This window comes from Geobacillus sp. JS12 (assembly GCF_001592395.1).
GTDB lineage: Bacteria > Bacillota > Bacilli > Bacillales > Anoxybacillaceae > Geobacillus > Geobacillus zalihae.
The window spans coordinates 3,548,923-3,571,826 of record NZ_CP014749.1; the positions used below are offsets into that span (position 1 = coordinate 3,548,923).

Below are 22,904 nucleotides of genomic sequence, written 5' to 3' on the forward strand. Positions count from 1 at the left end.
ACGAGGATTTTCGCATGACATGGCGGGGGAGGAAGGAAAGACGTGGTTCGGTCGTATGGGGTTGATGTGGGCGGCGCTTTGTTGGTGTTGTTGTTTTCCTTTTTGTTTCCGACGTTTTATGTTGGATATTATGCGTACGGCTCGTTTTTGGGGTTTGCCATCGGTTCGTTGATCGTCGGCTTGGCGAGAATTCGCTGGCATCCGCAGGCGCGGTTCGGCGGTACTCTGATCGGTTCGTTCCTTATCATCGCGGTCTCTGTCCTCATCATCCGCCTGTTTCCGATCGAAATCCGCGATGCTGCCGACTTGGTCATGCCCTATGTCAATGCCGTTGTGAATGCGTTGATTTATTTTCTGGTGCTGAACGCTCTCCACTTGTGGCATCGCCTGGCAACGGGAAACGTTTCGTTTTGGAACAAACGGTGAAGCCGTGCATGCGGCCGTCGCAAGCAAAAGGCGCCCCAATTTGCCTGGAGCGCCCTTTGCTTCAAAAGTCTGCTCGCCATGTTTTAACGCCTAATACAGTGAATACACGAACCCTAAGTTGATCGGTTTTCGATAATAAATATCTGACCCGGATGAGTAGCCGTACGTGAACCCAGCCTCTTTAAGAGCTGAAATGGAAAATGATCCTGTTATACTATAGCTAGTCTTCACTTCAATTGTCGCACTTCCTGATGTTTGCACTTTTGTGGTAGGAAAGGATCCAGTCATAGAAACGGTGTTTGCTACGTCACGAGTCAAATACCAACTCCCCCCACTAGCTTCAGACCACCAGGTGTTTAATACTTTATTAATTTGGCGAAACGAATCGTATGAATAGATGTAAAGTTGGGTGCTCAATCTGGAAACGGCTGGACCGTCATTCCGTTCGCGATAGACAGTTGAAATTGAATATGTTCCAGCGGCACTGGCAACCGATGCATCATTTGTTTTTGTTGGAACTTGTTCTAGGGGTTGTACGATTTCTCCGTATGTTTCTAAAATCTTTCCCGATTTTTTATCAACTAGGTGAAGTTTAGTGGAATTCTGGTCTTCCGTTCGAACCAAATTTACTTGTGATTTGTCATAATGAATGTCCACAAATACGTTTTTGAGCTTCACTTTGTTCTCAATGAACTGCTCAGCTTCTACACTGGAGGGCGGAGAAAAAAGAGCTATAGCCAATAAGCAAACGGCTGATAGGAAGCAAAAAGAAAATCTTTTCACAATCAATACCTCCCAAAAAATTTAATATTTCAAGACTATTATATATAATAACATTTTTTTGTAAACAAACATTTTTCTGTAATTATTTCATTGATTTTGTTATTATATAATCACAAGAGCGTAAGGGAGCAGATAAAGGTGTTGAATAGAAAATAGGAATCTTAGTAAGGGAGGTAAATGAAAACAGAACGTAAGCAACCATAGTGCTGATCAAACCGATCGACTTTATAACGCCTGCCTCATCGTTCTAGAGTCATCGGTTAGAAACCTCTGATTGCTCACTCAGTTAAAGAATATGAAGGATGTTTTGGAAATGACAATTTTGTACGTGCGAGGTGAACTTCCCATGAGGAAACGTTATGGTTTGTTGTTTATTCTTCTTTTATGCATATGCGGAGCAGTTGTGTTTTTTCAAACATCCGAAAAGACAGATTTCAATCGGAAGGAAACAGAAATCATTCGAGTAGTAAGTAGAATGGATAATTTTTCCAAAATATATGAAATTCGAGACAAGAGAAAAGTCAATAGAATAATCGAAATTGTGAAATTCGCAGAATGGTCAAAAACAGCCAAAGTCGATGAAGGTCAACCCGACTATCGTTTTTGGCTCGAACATCCAAAAACGAAGGACAGGCTATTCAATTACAACATTTGGTTTAAGAAGAATAACACGATGATCTTCGATAAAAAAACAGGAAAATATGGGGTCCTTCCTTCAAAATATGAAACTGAATTGAAGCGTTTGCTCAGTGAGTAGGGCAACGTTTCAAGGAGATTGTTTGGACGTCAATTCACGTTTTGCTTCGTAACAAAGTAAACACAAAGAAAAATCCTCTTAATTTTCATTGAGAAGGTGCAAAAGGTGACGGAGAACGTGAAAAAACGGTCCTCCATCACCGTCCCTTGCATTGGAGAAACATCATGAAAGAATGATGACGATGGCAAGGATCGATAGGAAAAAACAGGCTCTTCACCAAAAGTTGTACTTGATTTTTTCTGAACATACCCTATTTACGCTTGTGAGGGAAAATCAACAAATCCGTGATTTTTGCACAGCTTTGTGCAGGAAACCGTATTGCTTGTCACGTACATGTTGTGGTGAAGAGCCAAAAAACAAGCTTCTGAAGCAATTACGCTTCAGAAGCTTGTTCGAGTGCGCCCGGCATGGGTGCAGTCTATAGGGTGAAAGTCCCGAACTGCGAAGGCAGAAGTAGCAGTTAGCTTAACGCAAGGGTGTCTGCGGCGACGCAGAATCTGAAGGAAGCGGGCGGCAAACTTCCGGTCTGAGGAACACGAACTTCATAGGAGGCTGGGTATCATTGGGTGAGTTTGCACGACAAAACGAAGCCCTTTCTGCCGAAGGTGATACCGAGTAAATGAAGCAGATGGATGGAAGGAAAGACTGCACTCTTACCCGGGGAGGTCTGTCCGGGAAGCCAAGTGCGCTTGGCAACCGTTGGAGCGATCCAACGCTGAACGGACAGAAGTCAGCAGAGGTCATAGTACCCGTCTAGCTTAAGATAGAAGGGGAAGGACCGAACCATGAAGGAGAACGGCCACTAGGCGTTCATCTTCTTTGATGAAGCAGATAACCCGAAAGGACCTGCTTGAGGGGGAAATGGTGAAGTCCATGGGGAACCTCAAGAGGGTGGAGAAGAAGATGGCACAAATAGAACGGACCGTTCACGTAGAGAGGAAGAATCGGAATGTGGATGAAACAGGTATTGTCACGGGAGAATCTCCTGCGAGCACTCAAACAAGTGGAAAAGAATAAAGGGTCCCATGGAACCGATGGAATGTCCGTCAAAGACCTGCGAAGACACCTCGTGGAACATTGGGACGCGATACGGCACGCTTTAGAAGAAGGGACCTACGAACCTTGCCCGGTCCGACGGGTCGAAATCCCGAAACCGAACGGAGGAGTCAGGTTACTAGGAATCCCGACCGTGACAGACCGGTTCATCCAACAGGCCATCGCCCAAGTGCTCACGCCGATCTTTGACCCATCCTTTTCGGAACACAGCTACGGGTTTCGTCCCGGTCGAAGAGGACACGACGCGGTGAAAAAGGCGAAGCAGTATATTCAGGAAGGATATACATGGGTGGTAGATATCGACTTGGAAAAGTTCTTTGATCGAGTCAACCATGACAAACTGATGGGGATATTAGCGAAACGAATTCCAGACAAAATCCTCCTAAAGTTGATACGGAAGTATCTACAGGCAGGGGTCATGATCAACGGGGTGGTCATGGAAACACAAGAGGGGACTCCACAAGGAGGGCCGCTCAGTCCACTCCTGTCCAACATTCTCCTGGATGAGCTGGACAAAGAATTGGAAAAACGAGGGCACAAGTTTGTACGGTATGCGGATGACTGCAATATCTACGTAAGGACGAAGAAGGCCGGGGAACGGGTGATGAAATCGATCACGGCATTCATCGAAAAGAAACTCCGGCTGAAAGTCAACGAAACCAAATCGGCAGTGGATCGTCCGTGGAGGAGAAAATTCCTCGGTTTTAGCTTCACCCCAAGTAAGGAGCCAAAAATCCGAATTGCAAAGGAAAGCATTCGGCGCATGAAGCAAAGGATACGCACCATGACGAGCCGATCGAAACCGATTCCCATGCCCGAACGAATCGAACAGCTCAATCAATACATTCTGGGATGGTGTGGATACTTTTCGCTAGCAGAGACTCCAAGTGTGTTCAAAGAACTAGATGGATGGATTCGACGAAGGCTGCGCATGTGCCAATGGAAAGAGTGGAAACTTCCGAGAACCAGGGTCCGAAAACTGCAAAGTTTAGGAGTGCCCAAGCAGAAAGCATATGAATGGGGAAACACTCGGAAGAAATATTGGAGAGTGGCCGCCAGTCCCATCCTGCATAAAGCCCTTGGCAACTCCTATTGGGAGAGCCAAGGGCTGAAGAGTCTTTATCAACGATATGAATCTCTGCGTCAGACTTAATGGAACCGCCGTATACCGAACGGTACGTACGGTGGTGTGAGAGGACGAGGGTTAGTCACCCTCTCCTACTCGATTGACTGTTGCAAATTGGCGGCGATGTTGAATAGTGAAATAGAGGATCGTTCCTATCATCACGGAGACAACAAATAGCAACAGCTTGCCGACGTTTTCCCACATAAACGAGAAATCGCCGCTTGAGATCACCGCTTTCAATCCGAAAATCGAATACGTCATCGGAAGCCAGGCGTTAAAGTGTTGCAAAGAGCGCGGAATCAGTTCGAGCGGGAATGTTCCTGCGCTTGTGGTCAATTGCAAAATCAGCACAACAATCGCGATAAATCTTCCTGGATCGCCGAACACGGTAACAAGAAATTGAATGACAGATAAAAATGTGATGCTAGTGACAATGCTAAACACGATAAAGAGCGGGACGCTTTTTACGTGTAAATCGAGTCCAACCAGCAACACGACATCCGCCAGCAGTGCTTGCAAAATCCCAACGCCGATCAAGACGCCGAATTTAGCCAAAAACCAATGCAATGGCGAACGTGGAACGCCTGCTGGTTCGCGAAGCGGAAAGACGATGGAAAGCAACAGCGCTCCCACAAACAACCCAAGTGACAAGAAGTACGGCGTAAACCCTGTTCCGTAGTTCGGCACTTTATTGATTTCTTCCTTGTGGAGATTCACCGGTTGGGCAAACATGTCGTAGACAGTCTCATTGGCCTTGACATCGCTTGCTTGTTTGGCCCCTTCTTTCAACTTATTCGCCAATTCTTTTGAGCCGTCTGTCAGTTGATTGACACCATCTTGCAAATGTTTTGTCTCGTTCGTTAATTCCTTTGTTCCAGTTGCTACTTGTTGTGAACCGTTTGCCAACCGACGCGTGCCATCTTGAAACTGATCCGCTCCTTGAGCCAGCTTTTTCAGGCCTGAGGAAAGTGTTCCGCTGCCATTGGCAAGCTGGCTTGCTCCTTGTGCAGCTTCTTGCATTTTTTCATACATTGTATTCATGCCGCTGACGAGTTGTTCTTGACCATTCGCCAGTGCGTCCGCTCCATTGACAAGTTGTTGTTGACCGGCCAGCAGTTTGTCGATTCCGCGGTCGAGAGCGATGTGCCCTTCATGCAGCTGTTGGGCTCCTTCGTGTAGGGAAGAGGTTCCAGCGTGCAACGATTGGGCGCCGCGATTTAGTTGAGCAAGACCATTTGTTACTTGCTGGCTTCCCGATGATAGCTTCATGATTTGTTCTTTCAATTGTTCATATACAGCTCTCTGTTGCGCTTGAGGAGTTGCCTTGATGAGCGCATCTAGCTGCGCGCCCAGCTGCTCAAGACCGTTTGTGACTTGTGTAGATCCTGTTTGAACTTGTGCTGCTCCTTGTTGCCACTGAGCCAATGAAGCTGTGAGCTTTGCCGCTCCATCGCTCAATTGCTGAGATCCTTGCAAAAGCTGCGGCATGTGGGCGTCGAGCGCTTGCATTCCCTCATATACGCGTCTTGTCCCAGAAGCAAGATCCGCTGTTCCTTGTTGAGCCTGCTTGGATCCGGACAGAAGTTTCTCTTGCCCAGCGGTCATCTGTTTCATCCCATTGTAAAGCGCTTCGACTCCGTTTTGAACTTGCAATGAGCCGCTGGCAGCTTGGTGCAGTCCGTCAGTAAAGCTTACGGATTTTTCCGCTAGTGTCGCTAAATGGTGATATAACGTTTCAGTTCCGTTTTGTGCTTTTTTCATGCCATCATATAGCCGGTTTGTTCCATCTTGTGCTTGGCTAAGTCCGTCATGCAGTTGCGCGGCTCCGTCGCTCGCCTTTGTCAATCCGTCAGCGATGGTTTGAATCGTGTCAAACATGGTTTCGGCATATGTTTTCGTTATCGCATGCGCTACTTCGTTTTTTATTTTTTCAACCGCGGTTCCGCCGATTTGTGCCGATAGAAAGTTAAATCCCTCATTCGGTTTGTAAATGAGCTGCAGTTTTTTCGGATGATCGTCTTGCAACGTTGTCGCATTCCGGGAAAAATCGTCAGGGATTTGAATGAGCATATAATACTTTTGTTCTTTTAACCCTTTTTCCCCTTCATGTTCGGTTACAAAATGCCAGTCAAACTGCTTGTTCTCTTTTAACTTTTCGATAAGATCTTCCCCAAGATGAATCTCTTTGCCGTTGAGAACCGCCCCTTTGTCTTGGTTGACTACAGCGACGGGAAGTTCATCCAAATGATCGTATGGATCCCAAAATGCCCATAGAAACATGCCGCTGTATAGAAGAGGGATGAATAGTACAGCTATGACAGGAATCAGCACTTTGCGATTGGTCAGAATGGCCTTCCATTCTTTCAACCATAATTGAAAAGCGTGCATGCCCGAACCTCCTTTGTTTATAATTATGACTGATTTGTCCATTTAGTCATTTTTGGTCCGAAAAGTGAAGGATTATCATGGAGACAATCCTTTCAGCAAATACAGATCAAACAGTTCGGCAATGGTTTGCTGAGACAATGGTTCGTGATCTTTTTCCCATTCAATGCTTAGTGCGATGTACATTTTAAACATGAAAAATGCCGTCAACTCGGGATCGCAAGGGCGAATTTCCCCTTTTTCCATCGCTTCTTCAATTTTTTCGCGAATATAGGCAATCATTTCGCGATCAAGGCGTTTCATCACCTCTCGTACAGCTGCGGTGCCAATATCACGAACTTCCTGCAAAAGTTTGATGGTTAATTCATGTTCCTGGCGGAACGTAAAAATACGCTGCAAGGCGCGTTGGACGTTTTCGCTGAACGGCAAACGATCATCCATAGCCGCATCCGCTTCATGCTTAATTTCGGATATAACAGAGGAAACGATATGGTCAAGCAGCTCTTCTTTGCTTTTGAAAAATGTATAAATCGTTCCTTTCCCGACATTAGCCATCTTCGCTACTTGATCCATTGTCGTTGCTTTGTAGCCGAACAGCGAAAATGATTGAGTGGCGGCATGGATAATTTGCTGTCTTTTATCCGACATGGGCATTCATCCTTTGTTTTTGACTAAATGGACGATTTGGTCATTTCGTTTCAAATCATAACATGAATACGTTCGATTTGCAACAGCAATAAAGTATTTATGTTTCGTTTTTCTCACTCAACGGCGCGTTCTATCGGGGAAGGAAGCCTTCGCCTTACTGTTTTGCCCCCTGGATTTAGCGAGGAAGACGAACAAGAAATTCGGTTCCTTTCCCGATTTGACTATGGACGTGGATCGCGCCGCCGTGGGCGTCGACGATCCATTTGGCGATCGACAGCCCGAGGCCGTGGCCGCCGTGTTGGCGAGAGCGCGCTTTGTCGACGCGGTAAAAGCGGTCGAAAATGCGGCCGATGTCTTCCGGCGGAATGCCGATGCCGGTGTCTTTGACGGAAAGGATGAACTGCTTTGGCTCGGTGCGGATCGACAGCGTCACCTCGCCGCCTTCGGGGGTGTATTTGATCGCGTTGTCGAGCAAAATGTACAACAGCTGCGTCAATTTGTCCGGGTCAGCGGTGACGAGCGCTTGCTCGGGAGCGTGAAAATGCATCGTAATCTGTTTTTTCGCCGCCAGTTCCGACATGAGCTGGAACGTGCGCTCGGCGTGCGGGCGGAAATCGAACGTTTGTTTTGAAAGCTCCAGCGCGGCGTGTTTCGCATCCGCGCGGGCGAGCGTCAACAAGTCGTTCATCAGTTTCGTGATTCGCTTCAATTCGTCACGCAGGCGGTCGAGCAAGCGGCGGGCGAAGTCGTTTTTCATCACATCCTCCTCAAGCGAAAGCGCCTCGACGGACGAGAAGACGACGCTCAGCGGCGTCCGCAGCTCATGAGAGGCGTCGGCGACGAACTGGCGCTGCCGCTCGTACGCTTCTTCAATCGGTGCGAGCGCGCGCTTGGACATAAAGAAGCTGAGCGCGACGCCGACAGCGAGAAACAGCACCGCCAAGCCGATGAGCACAATGAGCAGCCAATGGAACACCCCGAAAAACGACGTGACATCCATGCCGATATACAGCATGCCCACGAAATCGCCGTGGATGACGAGCGGACGGGCGGCGGCGAGCACGCGCCAGTCGCGGGCCGCTTCGCGCGCGAGGCCGGGCATATGTTCCGGCAAAGAGACGCTCATGTAGACGGGAGCGCGCTCATTTGCCTTGAGATGGGACAAGGCGTTTAAAAAATACGGGCGCAGGCGCGGGTGGACTTCATCCCCGGCGAGCAGGCCCCCGTCCGGGCCGATGACGTAAAAAAAGAGTTGGTCTTCGCTTAACAAAATGACATTTTCATCATCAAACAAGTCGAAATTGCTTTGCTTGAGCAGCACTTGTTCGATCGTATTCGCCTCTTGCTCGGCGAGGCGGCTGATGCGCCGCTCTTGGTCAGAGGTGGCGATCCAGTAAAACAAGGCCGCGGCGATCATGACAAACAAGGCGAGAAACAACGTGAAAATGCCGCTGTAGAGCGCCGTCAGCCGCCAATGGGCGCGGCGGAACAAGTCGGCGCTTCCTAAGCGGCGCAGCCAGCCGCGCCATTCCCTCCAGTTATTTTTCAATTTTATACCCCACTCCTCGAACGGTTTGGATGACATCGTCTTTCAACTTTTTGCGCAATAATTTGATCGTTGCATCGATCGTTTTCATCGACACATCGGCATCCCACCCCCAAACGCGGTCCAATATCGTTTCGCGCGGCACGACTTGGCCTTGGTTTTGCACGAGCAGGTCAAGGAGCTGAAACTCGCGCGGGGTGAGGAAAATTTCCTCATCGCCGCGATGGAGCGTATGGCTTGTCCGGTTTAAGGTGAAGCCGTGAAACGCCACTTTTTCCTCTTGAAGCGGGACGAACGTCCGCCGTGCGAGCGCCTTGAGCCGCGCGACGAGCTCGTCGATTTCAAACGGTTTGACCAAGTAATCGTCCGCTCCCGCCTCAAGCCCGGTGACGCGGTCATGGACGGCGTCTTTCGCCGTCAGCATCAAAATCGCCCCTGTATAGCCGTTTTGCCTCAACCGTCGACAAATGTCCAGCCCATCGCCGTTTGGAAGCATCCAATCGAGCACGACGACATCGTAAAACTCGGCGAGCGCGTAGTCGTACGCATCTTCCCCTTCCTGCACCCAATCGATATGGTCGATCCCTTTCTTTTTCAATAAATGAACGATCAGCTCCCCTAGGTGAAGATCGTCTTCGGCAAGCAAAATTTTCATCGCCACTCCTCCGTTCTGTCTCTCTTCCTTTTTATCATACCAAATCGTTCGTGAAAAAACGGTGAAAAAGCGGCGCATTCGCCGTGCAGATGGCTGTTCTCTCAAAAAGAATTTTCACCATTTTTTCACCTTCCTTGGCTATCATGATGGACGAAGAGGAAAAGGAGGCAAACGGCGATGAGAAAAATGAGAAATTTGCATCTTTGGATTGGGATGATCAGTTCGATCTTTTTGCTTGTCGAGGCGGTGACGGGGCTCCTTCTATCCGAGCAGTGGCTGATCGGCCAGACGGAGCGCGGCGAGATGCACCGCGCCGTGCAGGGAGGAATGAACGCGTTCGGGGCGGGGCAGGCGTCGGGGACGGGAGCGTCCACGACCCCGATGGCTCCGCGCGCCGAGGAAGGGGGATCGTCGCTGATGATGTTCGTCCGCCAGTTGCACGAAGGGAGAATCGGTTCGCTTGACATCCGCTGGGCGGTTGATGTCGCGGCGGTGGCGATGATCATCTTGACTGCGACGGGGATTTTCCTGTCGATCCGCACGCTCGCAGCCGGGCGGAGGCGGAAGCAGAAGCGGATGACGCCAGCGCCGGAGACGACATAACGTATGCAGAAAGGGATGAAACGATGCATCGGAACAATCGGAGGAAACAGTGCCGCTGGTCCTCCCTTTATGCGAGACCGATCGATGTCGGTGGCATCGTCGTATTTCGCCCGCCATTTCACTGCTTGGCGGTCATTCGCACAAAAATGTCGTATATGCGATTAGGGATCACGAAGGAGGAGATGAGCCATGGACATGATGCCATTTGAACCAACACCAACTCCGCAGCCGAAACGCCGCGGCCGCTTTGTATCGTGGCTTGCCGCTTCCATGGCAGGGGCGGTGATCGGCAGTGCGGCGACGTGGTATGTGGCGCCGAAATGGATGCATGAAGAAACGAATTCCCAAACGGAAACAGCGGAAACGACCGCAAAAAGCGAGGCGCTGCCATTGCAGCCGACGGCGAACGTCAAAACGAATATGATTGACGCTATTAACAAAGTCGCCGATGCGGTCGTCGGCGTCGTCAACATTCAGAAGCAAGTGGACTTTTTCTCTGATCAAGCGCAAGATACCGAAGCGGGAACGGGTTCGGGCGTCATCTTTAAAAAAGAAGGCAATGCGGCCTACATTGTGACGAACAACCATGTCATTGAAGGAGCGAACAAAGTCGAAGTGGCGCTCGCGAACGGCAAGAAAGTGAACGCCGACATCGTCGGCGCGGATGCACTCACCGACCTTGCCGTCTTGAAAATCCCCGCTGAAGGGGTGACGAAAGTGGCGAGCTTCGGCGACTCGTCGAAGGTGAAAATCGGCGAGCCTGTCGCGGCAATCGGCAACCCGCTCGGCCTTGATTTGTCGCGGACGGTCACCGAAGGGATCGTCAGCGGCAAGCGGACGATGCCTGTTTCGACCTCAGCGGGCGATTGGGAAATCGACGTCATCCAAACGGACGCCGCGATCAACCCGGGCAACAGCGGTGGGGCGCTCATCAACAGCGCGGGGCAAGTGATCGGCATCAACAGCATGAAAATCGCGGAAACGGGCGTCGAAGGGCTCGGCTTTGCGATCCCAAGCGAAAACGTCAAACCGATTGTCGAACAGCTCATGAAAGACGGGAAAATCAAACGCCCGTACCTTGGCGTACAGCTCGTCGATGTGGCCGATTTGTCCGATGACGTCCGCACGGATGAACTGAAATTGCCGTCCGACGTGACAGATGGTGCAGCCATCACGTCCGTCGAACCGTTCTCCCCAGCCGCGGAAGCCGGGCTGAAATCAAAAGACGTCATCGTCGCCATCAACGGCGACAAAATCGACAGCGTCAGCGCGTTGCGCAAATATTTGTATACGAAAACATCGGTCGGCGATCGCATCAAACTGACGATCTATCGCGACGGGTTTGAGACGACCGTATCCGTCGCCTTAAAAGCGAGAGAAAGCAGCCAGTCATAAGAAGACATCGCCTCTTTTCCAGCGAATCGGCGGGGAAGGGGCGATTTTTTGTGGATCCAACAAAAGCGGGTCTGTGTCAGCGGCTCCATGTTGTCTTAGGATGGCAAGAAACGGCTGCATGTCCACAAGCAAGTGTGTGTACAATGGGGAGCGCCCATGACTGAAACCGCAGCGCCGCTCGGAAGGCTGTTGCGTGGGAAGGGCCATGTTGGCTGTTGACTGAAGGCAGCCAAGCGCTACGGGACGGATGTTCCGAAGATTCTCTCACATCTATCTACACGCAGATAAGGAAGTGTTAGAGATTTTTGATTTTTATGAACATATTACTATACTTTAAATGGTAATAAAGACTCTGTTTTTTTTTTTATTTCTAATAAAATTTCAATTGTTAAAATATAAAATTAAAGGAGGTATTTGTATTTTATGAACAAATCTTTCCTGCTTTCTTCGATTGTAGCTTTAGGCCTCATTGGCACCTCAGGAGTTCCGATGGCGTACGCTCAGGTGGATGCGCAAGTGAATAAGGCGAAGATCCAAATCGAACAAGAGATGGAAAAGAAACAACGAGAAGAGCGGCAAGAAATCATAAATTTAATCAATGAACCTGTTGATCAAGAAGCCGTGAAGAAAGAAATAGAGTGGATGAAAAAGAATGCTCCTGACAAGTATAATCAAATTATTAGCGGGCAACAGACAAAAGGGGTATCAGCATTAGCATCAAGTGGTGCCTTAGGAACTAATGGTGACATCTTAATTACCTATGATAGCGGAAGCTCTGGATGGAATTATGGACATGCTGCCATCGTCCGGTGGGACGGTGACTATATCATTGAGGCTTGGCCAGGAGATGGCGTGCGCTACTACGTTAACAATTGGAAAATACGTTTTAAAACATGGAAAGCCCTTTGGGTGAAAGGGGCAATGGGAGAGGATTATACATCAGCTCAATCGTATGCTAGAGCGCAAATTGGCGAACCGTATAGTCTAACGGCAACCAAAAATCAATCATCAAAATGGTATTGCTCGTTGCTCGTGTGGAAAGCGTGGGAGAATCGAGGATTTGACCTAGATGACGATGGAGGTATTATTGTAACCCCGTCCGACTTGGATCAAGATCCTGAGACCATTACCTATGCCAGCAGCAACTAAAAGAATTTATGGGATATATTCCTATGAACGTGTAGAAGGGTATATCATCCATATAATGGTTATGCCCTTCTATATTTTATCCACCTATCCCCGCCGCTGAAGGAAACGTGAGGATTTGCGGGTTTTGACGTTGTAAGCAAGGGGTGTGGAGAGTTTGAGTAACCGCTTTCTCACGGAAGAAGGGAACATCGTTCTAGCAGGAAGGAACTCTTTTGGTTCTCATCGAATATGGCCATCACTACGGATGAAAGGGGATTTGAAATGGGCCCGAGTGCGCCGCTATGGATGTCCGTGTTGTACTACATTATGTGCATAGCCACCTTGATTGTCGGTATGGCGATGCTGGTGAAAGGAACGGTTCGCCGCTTGTATTCGCTCGTTGCAGTGATCGCAGTGCCGCTCTTTTTTCTGAACAATTTTCACACGATCGCCAGGGTCGGCGTCGATCCGTTCGCCTACTGGCAGCAATCCCTCATCGAAGGACAATGGTGGGCGTGGCTGTCGCTTGCGTTGTTTCTTTACATCGTCTGGTATTGGGGATGGCTTGTCCAACGCATAGGAGGCCAAAAGGAAGGACGGTCCTGGTGGAAGCGGCAACAATGGATATGGGTGGTGCTGGCGGCTGCCGCGCCTGTCATTGTGTATGGGGTGCAGAGTTTGGATGATTCCGTCGTCTCCTCAGTGAGGACGTATGAGCCGTCTGAGAGCCGCTCGGCGAACGAACCGCTTGGACGCATCTTCTTTTTGTATTCTCACCCGTTTGCGCGAGATTCGTATATCGTGGAGGCGGATGGACTGCACGTGCGCAACGTGGTGACGCTAGAAGCTGCTGGGGTGTCCCAGCTTTCGCGTGGTTCATCAACGAAGGAACTGTTGTTGTGGTCAGATTATACGGGACGGCATGTCTATCGACTGAATCGAGACACATGGACATTGGTCGATCAAGAAGCGGTCTCCAGCCCTCTTTCGTTTGCCTCGATGGAGGGCGAATGGGAGATTCGTTCACTGAATCAAGATGTCAACACTCATAAACTAGAAGTCCGGAAAGGGGGAAAATTGCTATTTTCGAAGCGGTTTCCTCCTTACATTCTTCAAGTTTTGCGTGCAGAGCCGCATTTCTATGTGTTTGCTGATGCGATGGAACAGGAGCACGGTGTATTGTATGTGTTGGATCAGCGCGGTTCCGTAGTGAAGGAAATTTCGTTGCCTACGTCCTTCGCGCGCTCCATGGCGGTCTTTCACGGCCGCCTTGTCATCGCCACGAAATCTCGCCTCACCATCGTGGATCCGCATTCATGGCGAGTGGCCTATTGGGGCATGGGGCAAGAAGAGACGCAGTTCGATCAGATTTACGTGAAGGGAGACACGCTGTGGGTGAGCTATGTCCAGAGGGGAAAGTCAGGATGGCTTGCGCTGAATGATCAGTTTAAGGTGATGGAGAAGCATGAGCTGCCGTCGGTATACTGGGAAGCGCGGTTTTACGGCGACTATGTGTATGCATTGTTTGAGCCGCAGGAGGGGAACAAGGCGGACCATGCTGGAGAAATGAACATTTTCCATCTTCGTACAGGCCAACTTGCCGCCAAGTTTACCGTGCCGAAGCAAAAGCACAACTTGCAGACATTTCAGGTGATGGATGAAATACAATAGGAGTAGGGGATAACGATAGGTCCGAGCATGCCGTTATGGATGTTGATTGGATACTGGGCTGTCGGCATCGCCACGTTCATCGCTGGCGTGGCGGCGCGCCGCATCCCGTCGAAGGGGGAAAGGGAGATGGAATTCCGCGATTATGAAGAGTTTTGGCCCTTTTATTTGACCCAGCACCGGAAACGAGCGACAAGGCGTTGGCATTTTGTCGGAACGAGCTTCGTGTTTTTGTTTGTGATCATCGCGATCGCGACGAAGAACACGTGGTGGTTGCTCGGCGCGCCAATCGCCGCCTATGCGCTCGCCTGGTTCAGCCACTTTTTCATCGAAGGAAACAACCCCGCCACCTTCGGCCATCCGTTTGGGTCGCTTCGGGCCGATTTTCGCATGTACAGGCCCATGCTTACGGGGCAGCTTGGGCGGGAATTGGAGCGGCTGGGGATTTCAGAGGAATAAAGCGAAGAACGATGAAAAGGCCTTCTCCCTGAAGATGTTTCAAAGTTCGAAGGAGTGGGGGCGGCCATTCGAATGATTCAGGGAGAAGGGGTTTGCCTTCTCATGGCTTCAATTGTTCAATCGTTTCTAGCGGCAGTCCGGTCAGTTCATGGATCGTGTCAGCATCAAATCCTTTTGCCAACATTCGTTTCGCAACATCCAACTTTGCTTTCTCCATTCCTTTCTCCATTCCTTTCTCTATTCCTTTTTCCATGCCTTTCTGTTCGTATGACACGATAAGTTCCATGACTTTGGCAGCCTCCTTTTCCTCCATGGTCTTCACCTCATCTCGCAGTCGGACTTCTTCTTCCTCCGATAACCGCAAATACGTTTCGAAAAAGCCGAACAACAGACGCTGTCTCGCCTCATCGAGCTCGAGGCGGGTGAGCATGCGCAAAAATTCCTTTTTCACTTCCACCTTCTCCTCTTCATTATACCCCATTTTGCTTAACAGGGCGGCAGCGACCGGGTTGTCATGGCGGATGTATGTGCGCCATGGGAGTTTGGACAATTCCACCGTCAAAAAACGGAAATCGAGAACGGTCAAAAACGGAAACGAAACGGTGAATGAAGATGGTTCATCGCGGATGGCATCATAGCTGAAGATGGCGATCGGAAGAATGCGGCGGCGGTGTTTTTGAAACAAGCGGCTGAAATAAATGAACATTCGCTCTGAAAACGAGGATTGGATGTAGCTTTGATGTTCGATGTGGACGACGATCAGTCCATCTTCTCCTCTCAGCTTCGTCTCGACCAATAAATCGACTCGATGTTTTTCACCCGCGGTGACATCGGTCAGCACTTCTTCTGATAAAAAGGAAAGGTAGTGAAAGTCAATCTGTTCGTGTACGTGAGGAAAGAAGAGGAGAACAAATTCTTCAAAAAAGCTGCTCAACAACTCTTTAAACAGGCGATCGTGGTCAATGCGCGTTTCTGACATGGTCTCCCTCCCGATATGTTTTTAGATTCGCATAGCTTGATTCGCCTTGCACTATGCAAAATCCTGCCGGCCTCCCTGCATTTTTTCTGCTGTTAGAAGAAGGAAATCAGGGGAGATTGTCGAATTTTGATGACATTGGAAAAATGATGAAACCAACGGCTGCCCTCGCCGTATGTATAAGCGAAGGGGAAAGGAGGGAGGGGAGTTGTTCAGCCATTCGCCTGAAGTTGTGTACGGATGGGTGCTTGTCGTCAGTGCGTTGTTGACGGTTTTGTATTTTTTCTTCAGCGATGTGCTTGACGGTTTGTTCGATGTGGCTGATCATCCGCTGTTCAGTCCGCAGCTAGTTTTATCGTTTTTCATTGTTGGCAGCGCGGTCGGATTGCTGGCGGAATGGTACACAGACTGGGCATCGAGCTTGGTTCTATGGCTTGCCATCGGCGCGGCGCTCGTTGTCGTGTTGCTGTTGCACTTTTTCGTTTTTTTGCCCCTTCGGTCGGCGGAAGCGTCGCTTGGGTATACGGACGCCGATTTGGAGGGGGCGCTTGCCAAAGTGATCGTCTCGGTGCCGCCTGACGGATTTGGTGAAATTCTCATCTCCCGCAAAAGCGGGGCGGTGGCCAAACCAGCGAAAAGTGCAAACAATGAAGCCATTCCGTCAGGGGAAGAGGTCATCATCGTGCAAATGGAAAACGGCGTCGCCGTGGTGGCGAGGCACGATCCGTATCAGCTTTCCATCTAACATAACGAAAGGGGAAATGTCATGACTGTTGCACCATGGTTGATTGTCATTGGCGTCGTCGTCTTGCTTCTTGTCGGACTTATTGCCATTTTTATCGCCCGCTACCGCACCGTCGGGCCGGACGAGGCGCTCATTGTGACGGGCAGCTACTTAGGAAGCAAAAACGTTCATGTCGATGAGTCGGGAAACAAAATCAAAATCGTCCGCGGCGGCGGCACGTTTGTTGTGCCGATTTTCCAACAGGCCGAGCCGCTGAGCCTATTGTCGATCAAGCTTGACGTGCAAACGCCGGAAGTGTATACGGAACAAGGTGTACCCGTGATGGCGGACGGGGTGGCGATCATTAAAGTCGGCAGCTCGATTGGCGAAATCGCGACCGCGGCCGAGCAGTTTTTAGGCAAAACGCGCCAAGACATGGAAAACGAAGCGAAAGAAGTGCTCGAAGGCCATCTCCGTTCCATTCTCGGGTCGATGACGGTTGAAGAAATTTACAAAAACCGCGACAAGTTTTCGCAAGAAGTGCAGCGCGTCGCTTCGCAAGATTTGGCGAAAATGGGGTTGGTCATCGTCTCGTTTACGATCAAAGACGTGCGTGACAAAAACGGCTACCTCGATGCGCTCGGGAAGCCGCGCATCGCCCAAGTGAAGCGCGATGCTGACATCGCCACGGCCGAGGCGGAAAAAGAGACGCGCATCAAGCGCGCCGAAGCGGACAAGGAAGCGCGCAAAGCCGAGCTCGAGCGGCTGACGGAAATCGCCGAAGCGGAGAAAATCAACCAACTGAAGCTCGCCGAGTTCCGCCGCGAACAAGACATCGCCAAAGCGCGCGCCGACCAGGCGTATCATTTGGAGGAAGCGAAGGCGAAACAAGAAGTGATGGCCCAACAAATGCAAATCAAAATCATCGAGCGTCAAAAACAAATCGAGCTCGAAGAAAAAGAAATTTTGCGCCGCGAGCGCCAATACGATTCGGAAGTGAAGAAAAAAGCCGATGCCGAGCGCTATGCGATCGAACAAAAAGCGGCGGCGGAAAAGGCGAAACAAATCGCCGAAGCCGATGCGCAAAAGTACCGCGTCGAAACGCTGGCGAAAGCGGAAGCGGAGCGCGTCCGACTCGACGGGTTGGCAAAAGCCGAGGCGGAGAAAGCGAAAGGGGAAGCGGAAGCGGAAATCATCCGCCTCAAAGGTCTCGCCGAAGCGGAAGCGAAACAAAAGATCGCCGAAGCGTTCGAGCGCTACGGCCAAGCAGCTGTGCTCGACATGATCATCAAGATGCTTCCGGAGTATGCGAAACAAGTGGCAAGTCCGCTTGCGAACATCGAGAAGCTGACGATCGTCGACACCGGCTCAGGAGCGGGGGGCGGCGCCAATCGTGTCACAGGCTATGCGACGAATTTAATGGCGAGCTTGCAGGAGACGTTGAAAGCGTCAACCGGCATCGATGTGAAGCAGCTGCTCGAGAGCGTTGCCCAGGGTGGAGCGGCCCATGCCCAGCCGCCCGGCGCGCCAGCATCGCCCCAAGAGGCGAAGACAACGGAATGACGCCGATCCTCCCACAGCGCCCTTCGCTTGAACCCGAGGGCGCTGTTTCTCGCCGCCTTGTTCACGACATTCGTCGGAGTTGCGCATCAAGCGTTGTTTCGCTATGATGGGAACGAGTGGAATGGAAAAAAGGAAGTAGGTTGAGAATAATGAAACGAGCTCGAATTATTTACAACCCGACATCGGGACGCGAACTGTTTAAGCGCCATTTGCCCGATGTGCTCGTGCGGTTGGAAAAGGCGGGCTATGAAACGTCATGCCACGCCACCGAAGGCCCGGGAGATGCGACGAACGCGGCGCGCCAGGCCGTCCTGCGGGAATTTGATCTCGTTGTCGCCGCAGGGGGCGACGGAACGATCAATGAAGTCGTCAACGGCATCGCCGATCAGCCGCATCGGCCGACACTGGGCGTCATTCCCGTTGGGACGACGAACGATTTCGCCCGCGCCATCGGCGTGCCGCGCTCGATTGAAGGGGCGTGCGAGGTGATCGCCACGGGCGAGCCTGTCCCGATTGACATCGGTTGTGTGACGAACGAAGACAAAACGCGCTATTTCATCAACATCGCGGGCGGCGGCCGCCTGACGGAGCTCACCTACGAAGTGCCAAGCAAGCTGAAAACGATGCTTGGCCAGCTCGCCTATTACTTAAAAGGGATCGAGATGCTTCCGTCCATCAAGGCGACCGAAGCGCAAATCGAGTACGACGGCAAGATCTTTGAAGGCGAAATCATGATGTTTTTAGTCTCGCTGACCAACTCAGTCGGCGGCTTTGAAAAACTGGCGCCCGATTCGTCGCTCAATGACGGCCTGTTCGATTTTATCATCGTCAAGAAAACGAACTTGGCCGAATTCATCCGCCTTGTCACCCTCGCGGCGCGCGGCGAGCACATCAACGACCCACACGTCATTTACACGAAAGCGAACCGGGTGAAAGTGCACTCGCCGATGCAGCTGAACTTAGACGGCGAATTCGGCGGCATGCTTCCAGGGGAGTTTGTCAATCTATACCGCCATATTGAAGTATTGATGCCAAAAGAAAAGGCGGAACAAGTGAGAACAGGGGAATGAGCCTGTTCTTTTCTTATGCCTTTCCCCTATAAAGGGCACGCTACATATACAGAGGAACGGCAGAAAGGAGAACGATATGACGAAGCAACAAGCACCTGTCGCCAAAAACGAGTATTATGACGTCACATTCACCGATTTGACCCACGACGGCCTCGGCGTGGCGAAAGTCGACGGCTTTCCCTTGTTCGTGAAACACGCGCTTCCCGGGGAGCGGGCGAAGGTGAAAGTGATCAAAGTGAAAAAAGGGTACGGGTACGGCCGTCTCATGGAGCTGTACGAACCGAGCCCCGACCGCGTCGAGCCGCCGTGCCCCGTCTATCGCCAATGCGGCGGCTGCCAGCTGCAGCACCTCAGCTACGAAGGTCAGCTGAAGGCGAAGGAAAAGCAGGTAAAAGAAGTGCTCGCCCGCATCGGCAAGCTAGAAGGCGTCACCGTCCATCCCGTCATCGGGATGAAGAACCCATGGCGGTATCGAAACAAGGCGCAAGTGCCGGTCGGCGAGCGCGAAGGGGGCTTGGTCGCGGGCTTTTACAAAGAGCGGAGCCATGAAATCATCGATATGGACGCCTGCCTCATCCAACAAGAGGCGAACGATGTCGTCGTCCAGACGGTGAAGCGCATCGCCGAGGGCTATGGCATTCCCCATACGACGAAACCACGCACAAGGGCGTTCTTCGCCATATTGTCGCCCGCTACGGCGCGTCAACTGGCGAGGTGATGGTCGTGCTCGTCACCCGCACGGACCATCTGCCCCACGAACAGGACATTGTCCGTGACATCGTCCGCGCCATTCCGGGCGTGAAATCGATCGTGCAAAACGTCAACCCCGAGCGGACGAACGTCATTTTCGGCGCCAAAACGCGTGTGTTATGGGGGAGCGAATACATCACCGACCGCATCGGCGGCATTCAATTCGCCATCTCGGCCCGCTCGTTTTACCAAGTCAACCCCGAACAGACGAAAGTGCTGTATGACAAAGCGCTCGAATACGCTGAATTGACTGGATCGGAGACGGTCATGGACGCCTACTGCGGCATCGGCACGATCTCGCTCTTTTTGGCGCGTAAAGCGAAACACGTCTACGGCGTCGAAATCGTCCCCGAAGCGATTGAAGACGCCAAGCGCAACGCCGAACTCAACGGCATCCAAAACGTCACCTTCGAAGTCGGCGCCGCCGAAGACGTCATCCCGCGTTGGTATCAAGAAGGCATCCGCGCTGACTGCTTGGTCGTTGACCCGCCGCGCAAAGGCTGTGACGCCTCGCTGCTTGAGACGATCATCGCCATGAAACCGCCGCGCGTCGTCTACGTCTCGTGCAACCCGGCAACCCTTGCCCGCGACTTGCGCATCCTAGAAGACGGCGGCTACGAAACGATCGAAGTCCAGCCAGTGGACATGTTTCCGCACACGGCGCATGTGGAGTGTGTGGCGAAAATTCGGTTGAGATAAGACAACGGGCCGGTGGATCCGGCCTTGTTGTTTGCAGTCGAATTGGGCAAACGGCCATGACGACACGAATGACATGATAAAGATTTCATCCGCCTGCAAAACTGGGGGCTGGATGAGATCCATCCTATTGAGAATCCACAACACTTGCAAGTGTTCCTCGAACGGTTATGGTGAACGACTCCCGCTTCATGCAAAGCACAGTCGGAGTTTCTTTGCCCCAAATGTCACCCTCTGTCTTTCTGAGCGTCAACCGGCATAAAACATATTTTTCTTCCCCTTTTGTACCGAAAACCGTATATAATGGAGATTGGAAATCACAAGGAGGTACATAGAAGCCATGCTCACAGGCGAATTGCGCCATAAAGTCGATAAAATATGGGAAACGTTTTGGACAGGCGGCATTACAGATCAGCGAGCGAGAAAGCCCACTCCTTGAGGGGTGGGATGAAAGCGAGCCGTTTTCTTCATATTATTGAATGATGATGAAAAAAAACGATATCATGTAATCGTCGCAAGGAGGTGAATCCATGCCGACGATCACACTAAAGCTGGAGCTGCACAAGCCGACGAAAGTCAAACAAGACATGTATGAACGGATGACAGAAGTGAATACCGCGTTTGCGAATTGGTTGTTGAATCATCCCAAGCTGAATCAAGCGACGAGCAAATTATTTAAAGAGTTTTCGTCGCAGCGGTTTCCTTCCGCCGTCGTGAATCAGACGATTCGAGAGGTGAAGTCCCAAAAGAAAAACCAGAAAACAAAGAAGTTTCAAACATTCTGGTGTTGCTTTAACAATCAAAACGTGAAGGTGGAAAAGAAAGGAGCGTTCTACACGGTTTCCTTCCCCACACTGGAGAAGCGAATCGGCGTGCCGGTCGTCACGCGCCCCTATCAAGAAGCGTGGCTGAATCGGCTGCTCGATGGAACCGCCAAACAAGGGGCCGCCAAGCTCTATAAAAAGAGAAAGAAATGGTACTTGGCTGTTGCGGTCACATTTGAAGTGGAACCGCGACACGAAACAAAGGTGATGGGGGTTGACCTTGGGCTTCGCTATATCGCCGTGGCCAGCGTAGGAACGAAATCACTGTTTTTCAAAGGGAACCAATGCGCCTTTGTACGTCGACGATATGCGGCTTTGCGGCGAAGGCTGGGCCAAGCCAAGAAGCTTCATATGATTCGCAAAATTGGCCGCAAAGAGTCCCGCTGGATGAAGGAGATGAACCATAACATCAGCCGTCAAATCGTAAATTTTGCCCTCGCCAACGGTGTTGGCGTGATTCGGATGGAAGAGTTGACGGGAATTCGGAAACGGGCAAAATCGGCCAAAGAAGCGGGGCGAAGCCTTCATGCTTGGGCGTTCCATCAATTGCAAACGATGATCGCCTATAAAGCGGAAATGGAGGGTATTCGCGTGGAGTGGGTGAATCCAACCTACACGAGCCAAACGTGTAAATGTGGTCATCGAGAGAAAGCGAACCGAAACGGCATCCGCTTCCGATGCCAAAGGTGTGGATACACTCTCCACGCCGACTTGAATGGCGCCATCAACATCGCCAAAGCGATTTCGGGCTTTGCCGTCTAACCTAGCGCACTGGTCACAGGTGCGCCGCCCATTGGGGTACATCCTAACCCGATGGGACGGGGTGATGACACACCCCTAAACTTGGGCGTTGTCCGAACCAGAAATGGATGAGGACGCAAACGACCCAAGAATCCCACGACTTTAGGCGTGCGGAGTGTCAATTTGTGAAAAACGGAGTCATGGACAAGCGGGTGCTGCAGGAAGAACCGTTCAAAACCGTCGGCAGCATTGTCGAGCTTTTTCAAGACAACATGGACGATGTGCGGAGGATCATTCGCATTATCGATGAGATCAACCGGAATTCGGAAGAAATTGCGGGGGCGTGAGCGGTGGATGGCATCAACCGAGAAGTGGTTCTATTGGGGATGGATGAATCACGGCCATGATGGCACGGATGGAAAAACGCTGTCTTTCCTAGGGGCAGTGCACGATAAGGAGCGCTGGGCGTGAGTATTTCGTCTCTCATTTTGCTTTTGTTGATCATGTCGATCGTGTTGTTCGTGTATGGCGTTGTCCAAAAGAGCAAAGCCGCGAAACGGATCGCCTTTGGTCTTTTCGTCGCATCGGTCGGATTAGCGGGTTTTGTCGTGTTTCTCATCGGTTATATGTAATGGAAAGCCGAACACGCTGTTTTGTGTGTTCGGCCTTGCGTTTGCGGCGATTCAGGTGGGGATCATTGGGGGAGATGGGGCTCGCGCTCAAGGCCTCAAGGACTGGCATTAGGGGACCGTTCGAGGCGGATTTCTCTGTCTTGCCTCATCTATCATTTTTGGGCTTCAAAGTTATTTTTAAAAAAAGCGAAGAAAGTCGTTCATTTTTCTACACGAGGACAAGTGTAGGAAATATAAAGAAAATGCAGAAAAGAATGATATATGAAAAAAATTATTGAAGCTGAAATGTGTAA

General features: G+C 50.8%; 21 protein-coding genes and 1 pseudogene. 16 read left to right on the plus strand and 6 right to left on the minus strand.

What is annotated here, in order from left to right; all coding sequences use genetic code 11:
• Nucleotides 1-42 precede the first annotated feature (42 nt).
• Nucleotides 43-426: a hypothetical protein gene (locus A0V43_RS17480; protein ID WP_063193668.1), complete on the plus strand. Its 384-nt coding sequence runs from the start codon at nt 43-45 to the stop codon at nt 424-426.
• Between the two features lie 90 nt (nt 427-516).
• On the opposite strand, the gene A0V43_RS19540 is transcribed toward A0V43_RS17480, so the two are convergent.
• Nucleotides 517-1,209: a hypothetical protein gene (locus A0V43_RS19540; protein WP_128578061.1), complete on the minus strand. Its 693-nt coding sequence runs from the start codon at nt 1,207-1,209 to the stop codon at nt 517-519.
• A 346-nt stretch (nt 1,210-1,555) separates the two neighbouring features.
• Between A0V43_RS19540 and A0V43_RS17485 the strand changes: the two genes are divergently transcribed.
• Nucleotides 1,556-1,966, plus strand: coding sequence for a YhfM domain-containing protein (locus A0V43_RS17485; RefSeq protein WP_063193669.1), 411 nt, complete (start codon nt 1,556-1,558; stop codon nt 1,964-1,966).
• A gap of 949 nt (nt 1,967-2,915) precedes the next feature.
• On the plus strand, nt 2,916-4,175 hold the full coding sequence (gene ltrA, locus A0V43_RS17490; protein ID WP_020754699.1) for a group II intron reverse transcriptase/maturase: 1,260 nt from the start codon (nt 2,916-2,918) through the stop codon (nt 4,173-4,175).
• A gap of 51 nt (nt 4,176-4,226) precedes the next feature.
• On the opposite strand, the gene A0V43_RS17495 is transcribed toward ltrA, so the two are convergent.
• The 4 genes from A0V43_RS17495 to A0V43_RS17510 all read right to left on the minus strand — a co-directional run bounded on the left by A0V43_RS17495 (nt 4,227) and on the right by A0V43_RS17510 (nt 9,382).
• The gene (locus A0V43_RS17495; protein ID WP_063193670.1) at nt 4,227-6,536 is read right to left on the minus strand and encodes a YhgE/Pip domain-containing protein; all 2,310 of its coding nucleotides are present in this window, start codon (nt 6,534-6,536) and stop codon (nt 4,227-4,229) included.
• Nucleotides 6,537-6,611: 75 nt separating this feature from the next.
• On the minus strand, nt 6,612-7,181 hold the full coding sequence (locus A0V43_RS17500) for a TetR/AcrR family transcriptional regulator (protein WP_063193671.1): 570 nt from the start codon (nt 7,179-7,181) through the stop codon (nt 6,612-6,614).
• Nucleotides 7,182-7,356: 175 nt separating this feature from the next.
• Nucleotides 7,357-8,766 carry a sensor histidine kinase gene (locus tag A0V43_RS17505; protein ID WP_442899698.1) on the minus strand — a complete coding sequence of 470 codons (1,410 nt, stop codon included), beginning with the start codon at nt 8,764-8,766 and terminating at the stop codon, nt 7,357-7,359.
• On the minus strand, nt 8,720-9,382 hold the full coding sequence (locus A0V43_RS17510) for a response regulator transcription factor (RefSeq protein ID WP_063193673.1): 663 nt from the start codon (nt 9,380-9,382) through the stop codon (nt 8,720-8,722). Before A0V43_RS17510 ends, A0V43_RS17505 begins: the two co-directional genes overlap by 47 nt.
• A gap of 177 nt (nt 9,383-9,559) precedes the next feature.
• Here A0V43_RS17510 and A0V43_RS17515 point away from each other — a divergent pair, with 177 nt between their 5' ends.
• From A0V43_RS17515 to A0V43_RS17535, 6 genes are all read left to right on the plus strand, one after another.
• Nucleotides 9,560-9,985, plus strand: coding sequence for a PepSY-associated TM helix domain-containing protein (locus tag A0V43_RS17515; protein WP_063193674.1), 426 nt, complete (start codon nt 9,560-9,562; stop codon nt 9,983-9,985).
• A 23-nt stretch (nt 9,986-10,008) separates the two neighbouring features.
• Nucleotides 10,009-10,194 (plus strand): hypothetical protein, encoded by a 186-nt coding sequence (locus tag A0V43_RS19555; protein ID WP_128578062.1) that lies wholly within the window; start codon nt 10,009-10,011, stop codon nt 10,192-10,194.
• Nucleotides 10,175-11,380: a S1C family serine protease gene (locus A0V43_RS17520; RefSeq protein ID WP_063193675.1), complete on the plus strand. Its 1,206-nt coding sequence runs from the start codon at nt 10,175-10,177 to the stop codon at nt 11,378-11,380. The genes A0V43_RS19555 and A0V43_RS17520 overlap by 20 nt, the downstream gene beginning before the upstream one ends.
• 423 nt (nt 11,381-11,803) lie before the next feature.
• The gene (locus tag A0V43_RS17525) at nt 11,804-12,529 is read left to right on the plus strand and encodes a YiiX/YebB-like N1pC/P60 family cysteine hydrolase (protein WP_063193676.1); all 726 of its coding nucleotides are present in this window, start codon (nt 11,804-11,806) and stop codon (nt 12,527-12,529) included.
• A 261-nt stretch (nt 12,530-12,790) separates the two neighbouring features.
• Nucleotides 12,791-14,179 (plus strand): hypothetical protein, encoded by a 1,389-nt coding sequence (locus tag A0V43_RS17530; protein ID WP_063193677.1) that lies wholly within the window; start codon nt 12,791-12,793, stop codon nt 14,177-14,179.
• 126 nt (nt 14,180-14,305) lie between these two features.
• Nucleotides 14,306-14,635 (plus strand): Mpo1-like protein, encoded by a 330-nt coding sequence (locus tag A0V43_RS17535; protein ID WP_063193900.1) that lies wholly within the window; start codon nt 14,306-14,308, stop codon nt 14,633-14,635.
• Nucleotides 14,636-14,735: 100 nt separating this feature from the next.
• Here the strand turns inward: A0V43_RS17535 and A0V43_RS17540 are convergent, their stop codons facing one another.
• Entirely contained in the window at nt 14,736-15,614 is an 879-nt protein-coding gene (locus tag A0V43_RS17540; protein WP_063193678.1) for an Rpn family recombination-promoting nuclease/putative transposase, read from the minus strand.
• Nucleotides 15,615-15,819: 205 nt separating this feature from the next.
• Between A0V43_RS17540 and A0V43_RS17545 the strand changes: the two genes are divergently transcribed.
• The 7 genes and pseudogenes from A0V43_RS17545 to A0V43_RS19915 all read left to right on the plus strand — a co-directional run bounded on the left by A0V43_RS17545 (nt 15,820) and on the right by A0V43_RS19915 (nt 22,611).
• On the plus strand, nt 15,820-16,356 hold the full coding sequence (locus A0V43_RS17545) for an NfeD family membrane protein (protein ID WP_013144204.1): 537 nt from the start codon (nt 15,820-15,822) through the stop codon (nt 16,354-16,356).
• 21 nt (nt 16,357-16,377) lie between these two features.
• The gene (locus A0V43_RS17550; RefSeq protein ID WP_063193679.1) at nt 16,378-17,898 is read left to right on the plus strand and encodes a flotillin lipid rafts scaffold protein FloT; all 1,521 of its coding nucleotides are present in this window, start codon (nt 16,378-16,380) and stop codon (nt 17,896-17,898) included.
• A 149-nt stretch (nt 17,899-18,047) separates the two neighbouring features.
• On the plus strand, nt 18,048-18,968 hold the full coding sequence (locus A0V43_RS17555; RefSeq protein ID WP_063193680.1) for a diacylglycerol kinase: 921 nt from the start codon (nt 18,048-18,050) through the stop codon (nt 18,966-18,968).
• 76 nt (nt 18,969-19,044) lie between these two features.
• Nucleotides 19,045-20,417 (plus strand): annotated as a pseudogene (gene rlmD, locus A0V43_RS17560) (23S rRNA (uracil(1939)-C(5))-methyltransferase RlmD).
• Nucleotides 20,418-20,944: 527 nt separating this feature from the next.
• On the plus strand, nt 20,945-22,000 hold the full coding sequence (locus tag A0V43_RS17565; RefSeq protein ID WP_063193681.1) for an RNA-guided endonuclease TnpB family protein: 1,056 nt from the start codon (nt 20,945-20,947) through the stop codon (nt 21,998-22,000).
• A 164-nt stretch (nt 22,001-22,164) separates the two neighbouring features.
• Nucleotides 22,165-22,326 (plus strand): hypothetical protein, encoded by a 162-nt coding sequence (locus A0V43_RS19560; protein WP_164834596.1) that lies wholly within the window; start codon nt 22,165-22,167, stop codon nt 22,324-22,326.
• A gap of 120 nt (nt 22,327-22,446) precedes the next feature.
• Nucleotides 22,447-22,611 carry a hypothetical protein gene (locus A0V43_RS19915; RefSeq protein WP_013144211.1) on the plus strand — a complete coding sequence of 55 codons (165 nt, stop codon included), beginning with the start codon at nt 22,447-22,449 and terminating at the stop codon, nt 22,609-22,611.
• Nucleotides 22,612-22,904: the final 293 nt, after the last annotated feature.

Bases quoted from the DNA above. Each gene is read 5' to 3' on its own strand.
- A0V43_RS17510 (WP_063193673.1), bottom strand. From the start codon at position 9,382: ATGAAAATTTTGCTTGCCGAAGACGATCTTCACCTAGGGGAGCTGATC.
- A0V43_RS17530 (WP_063193677.1), top strand. From the start codon at position 12,791: ATGGGCCCGAGTGCGCCGCTATGGATGTCCGTGTTGTACTACATTATG.
- A0V43_RS17505 (WP_442899698.1), bottom strand. From the start codon at position 8,766: ATGTCATCCAAACCGTTCGAGGAGTGGGGTATAAAATTGAAAAATAAC.
- A0V43_RS17535 (WP_063193900.1), top strand. From the start codon at position 14,306: ATGGAATTCCGCGATTATGAAGAGTTTTGGCCCTTTTATTTGACCCAG.
- A0V43_RS17555 (WP_063193680.1), top strand. From the start codon at position 18,048: ATGAAACGAGCTCGAATTATTTACAACCCGACATCGGGACGCGAACTG.
- A0V43_RS17515 (WP_063193674.1), top strand. From the start codon at position 9,560: ATGAGAAAAATGAGAAATTTGCATCTTTGGATTGGGATGATCAGTTCG.
- A0V43_RS17485 (WP_063193669.1), top strand. From the start codon at position 1,556: ATGAGGAAACGTTATGGTTTGTTGTTTATTCTTCTTTTATGCATATGC.
- A0V43_RS17500 (WP_063193671.1), bottom strand. From the start codon at position 7,181: ATGTCGGATAAAAGACAGCAAATTATCCATGCCGCCACTCAATCATTT.
- A0V43_RS17520 (WP_063193675.1), top strand. From the start codon at position 10,175: ATGGACATGATGCCATTTGAACCAACACCAACTCCGCAGCCGAAACGC.
- A0V43_RS17525 (WP_063193676.1), top strand. From the start codon at position 11,804: ATGAACAAATCTTTCCTGCTTTCTTCGATTGTAGCTTTAGGCCTCATT.
- A0V43_RS17550 (WP_063193679.1), top strand. From the start codon at position 16,378: ATGACTGTTGCACCATGGTTGATTGTCATTGGCGTCGTCGTCTTGCTT.
- A0V43_RS19555 (WP_128578062.1), top strand. From the start codon at position 10,009: ATGCATCGGAACAATCGGAGGAAACAGTGCCGCTGGTCCTCCCTTTAT.
- A0V43_RS17495 (WP_063193670.1), bottom strand. From the start codon at position 6,536: ATGCACGCTTTTCAATTATGGTTGAAAGAATGGAAGGCCATTCTGACC.
- A0V43_RS17565 (WP_063193681.1), top strand. From the start codon at position 20,945: ATGCCGACGATCACACTAAAGCTGGAGCTGCACAAGCCGACGAAAGTC.
- ltrA (WP_020754699.1), top strand. From the start codon at position 2,916: ATGTGGATGAAACAGGTATTGTCACGGGAGAATCTCCTGCGAGCACTC.
- A0V43_RS17540 (WP_063193678.1), bottom strand. From the start codon at position 15,614: ATGTCAGAAACGCGCATTGACCACGATCGCCTGTTTAAAGAGTTGTTG.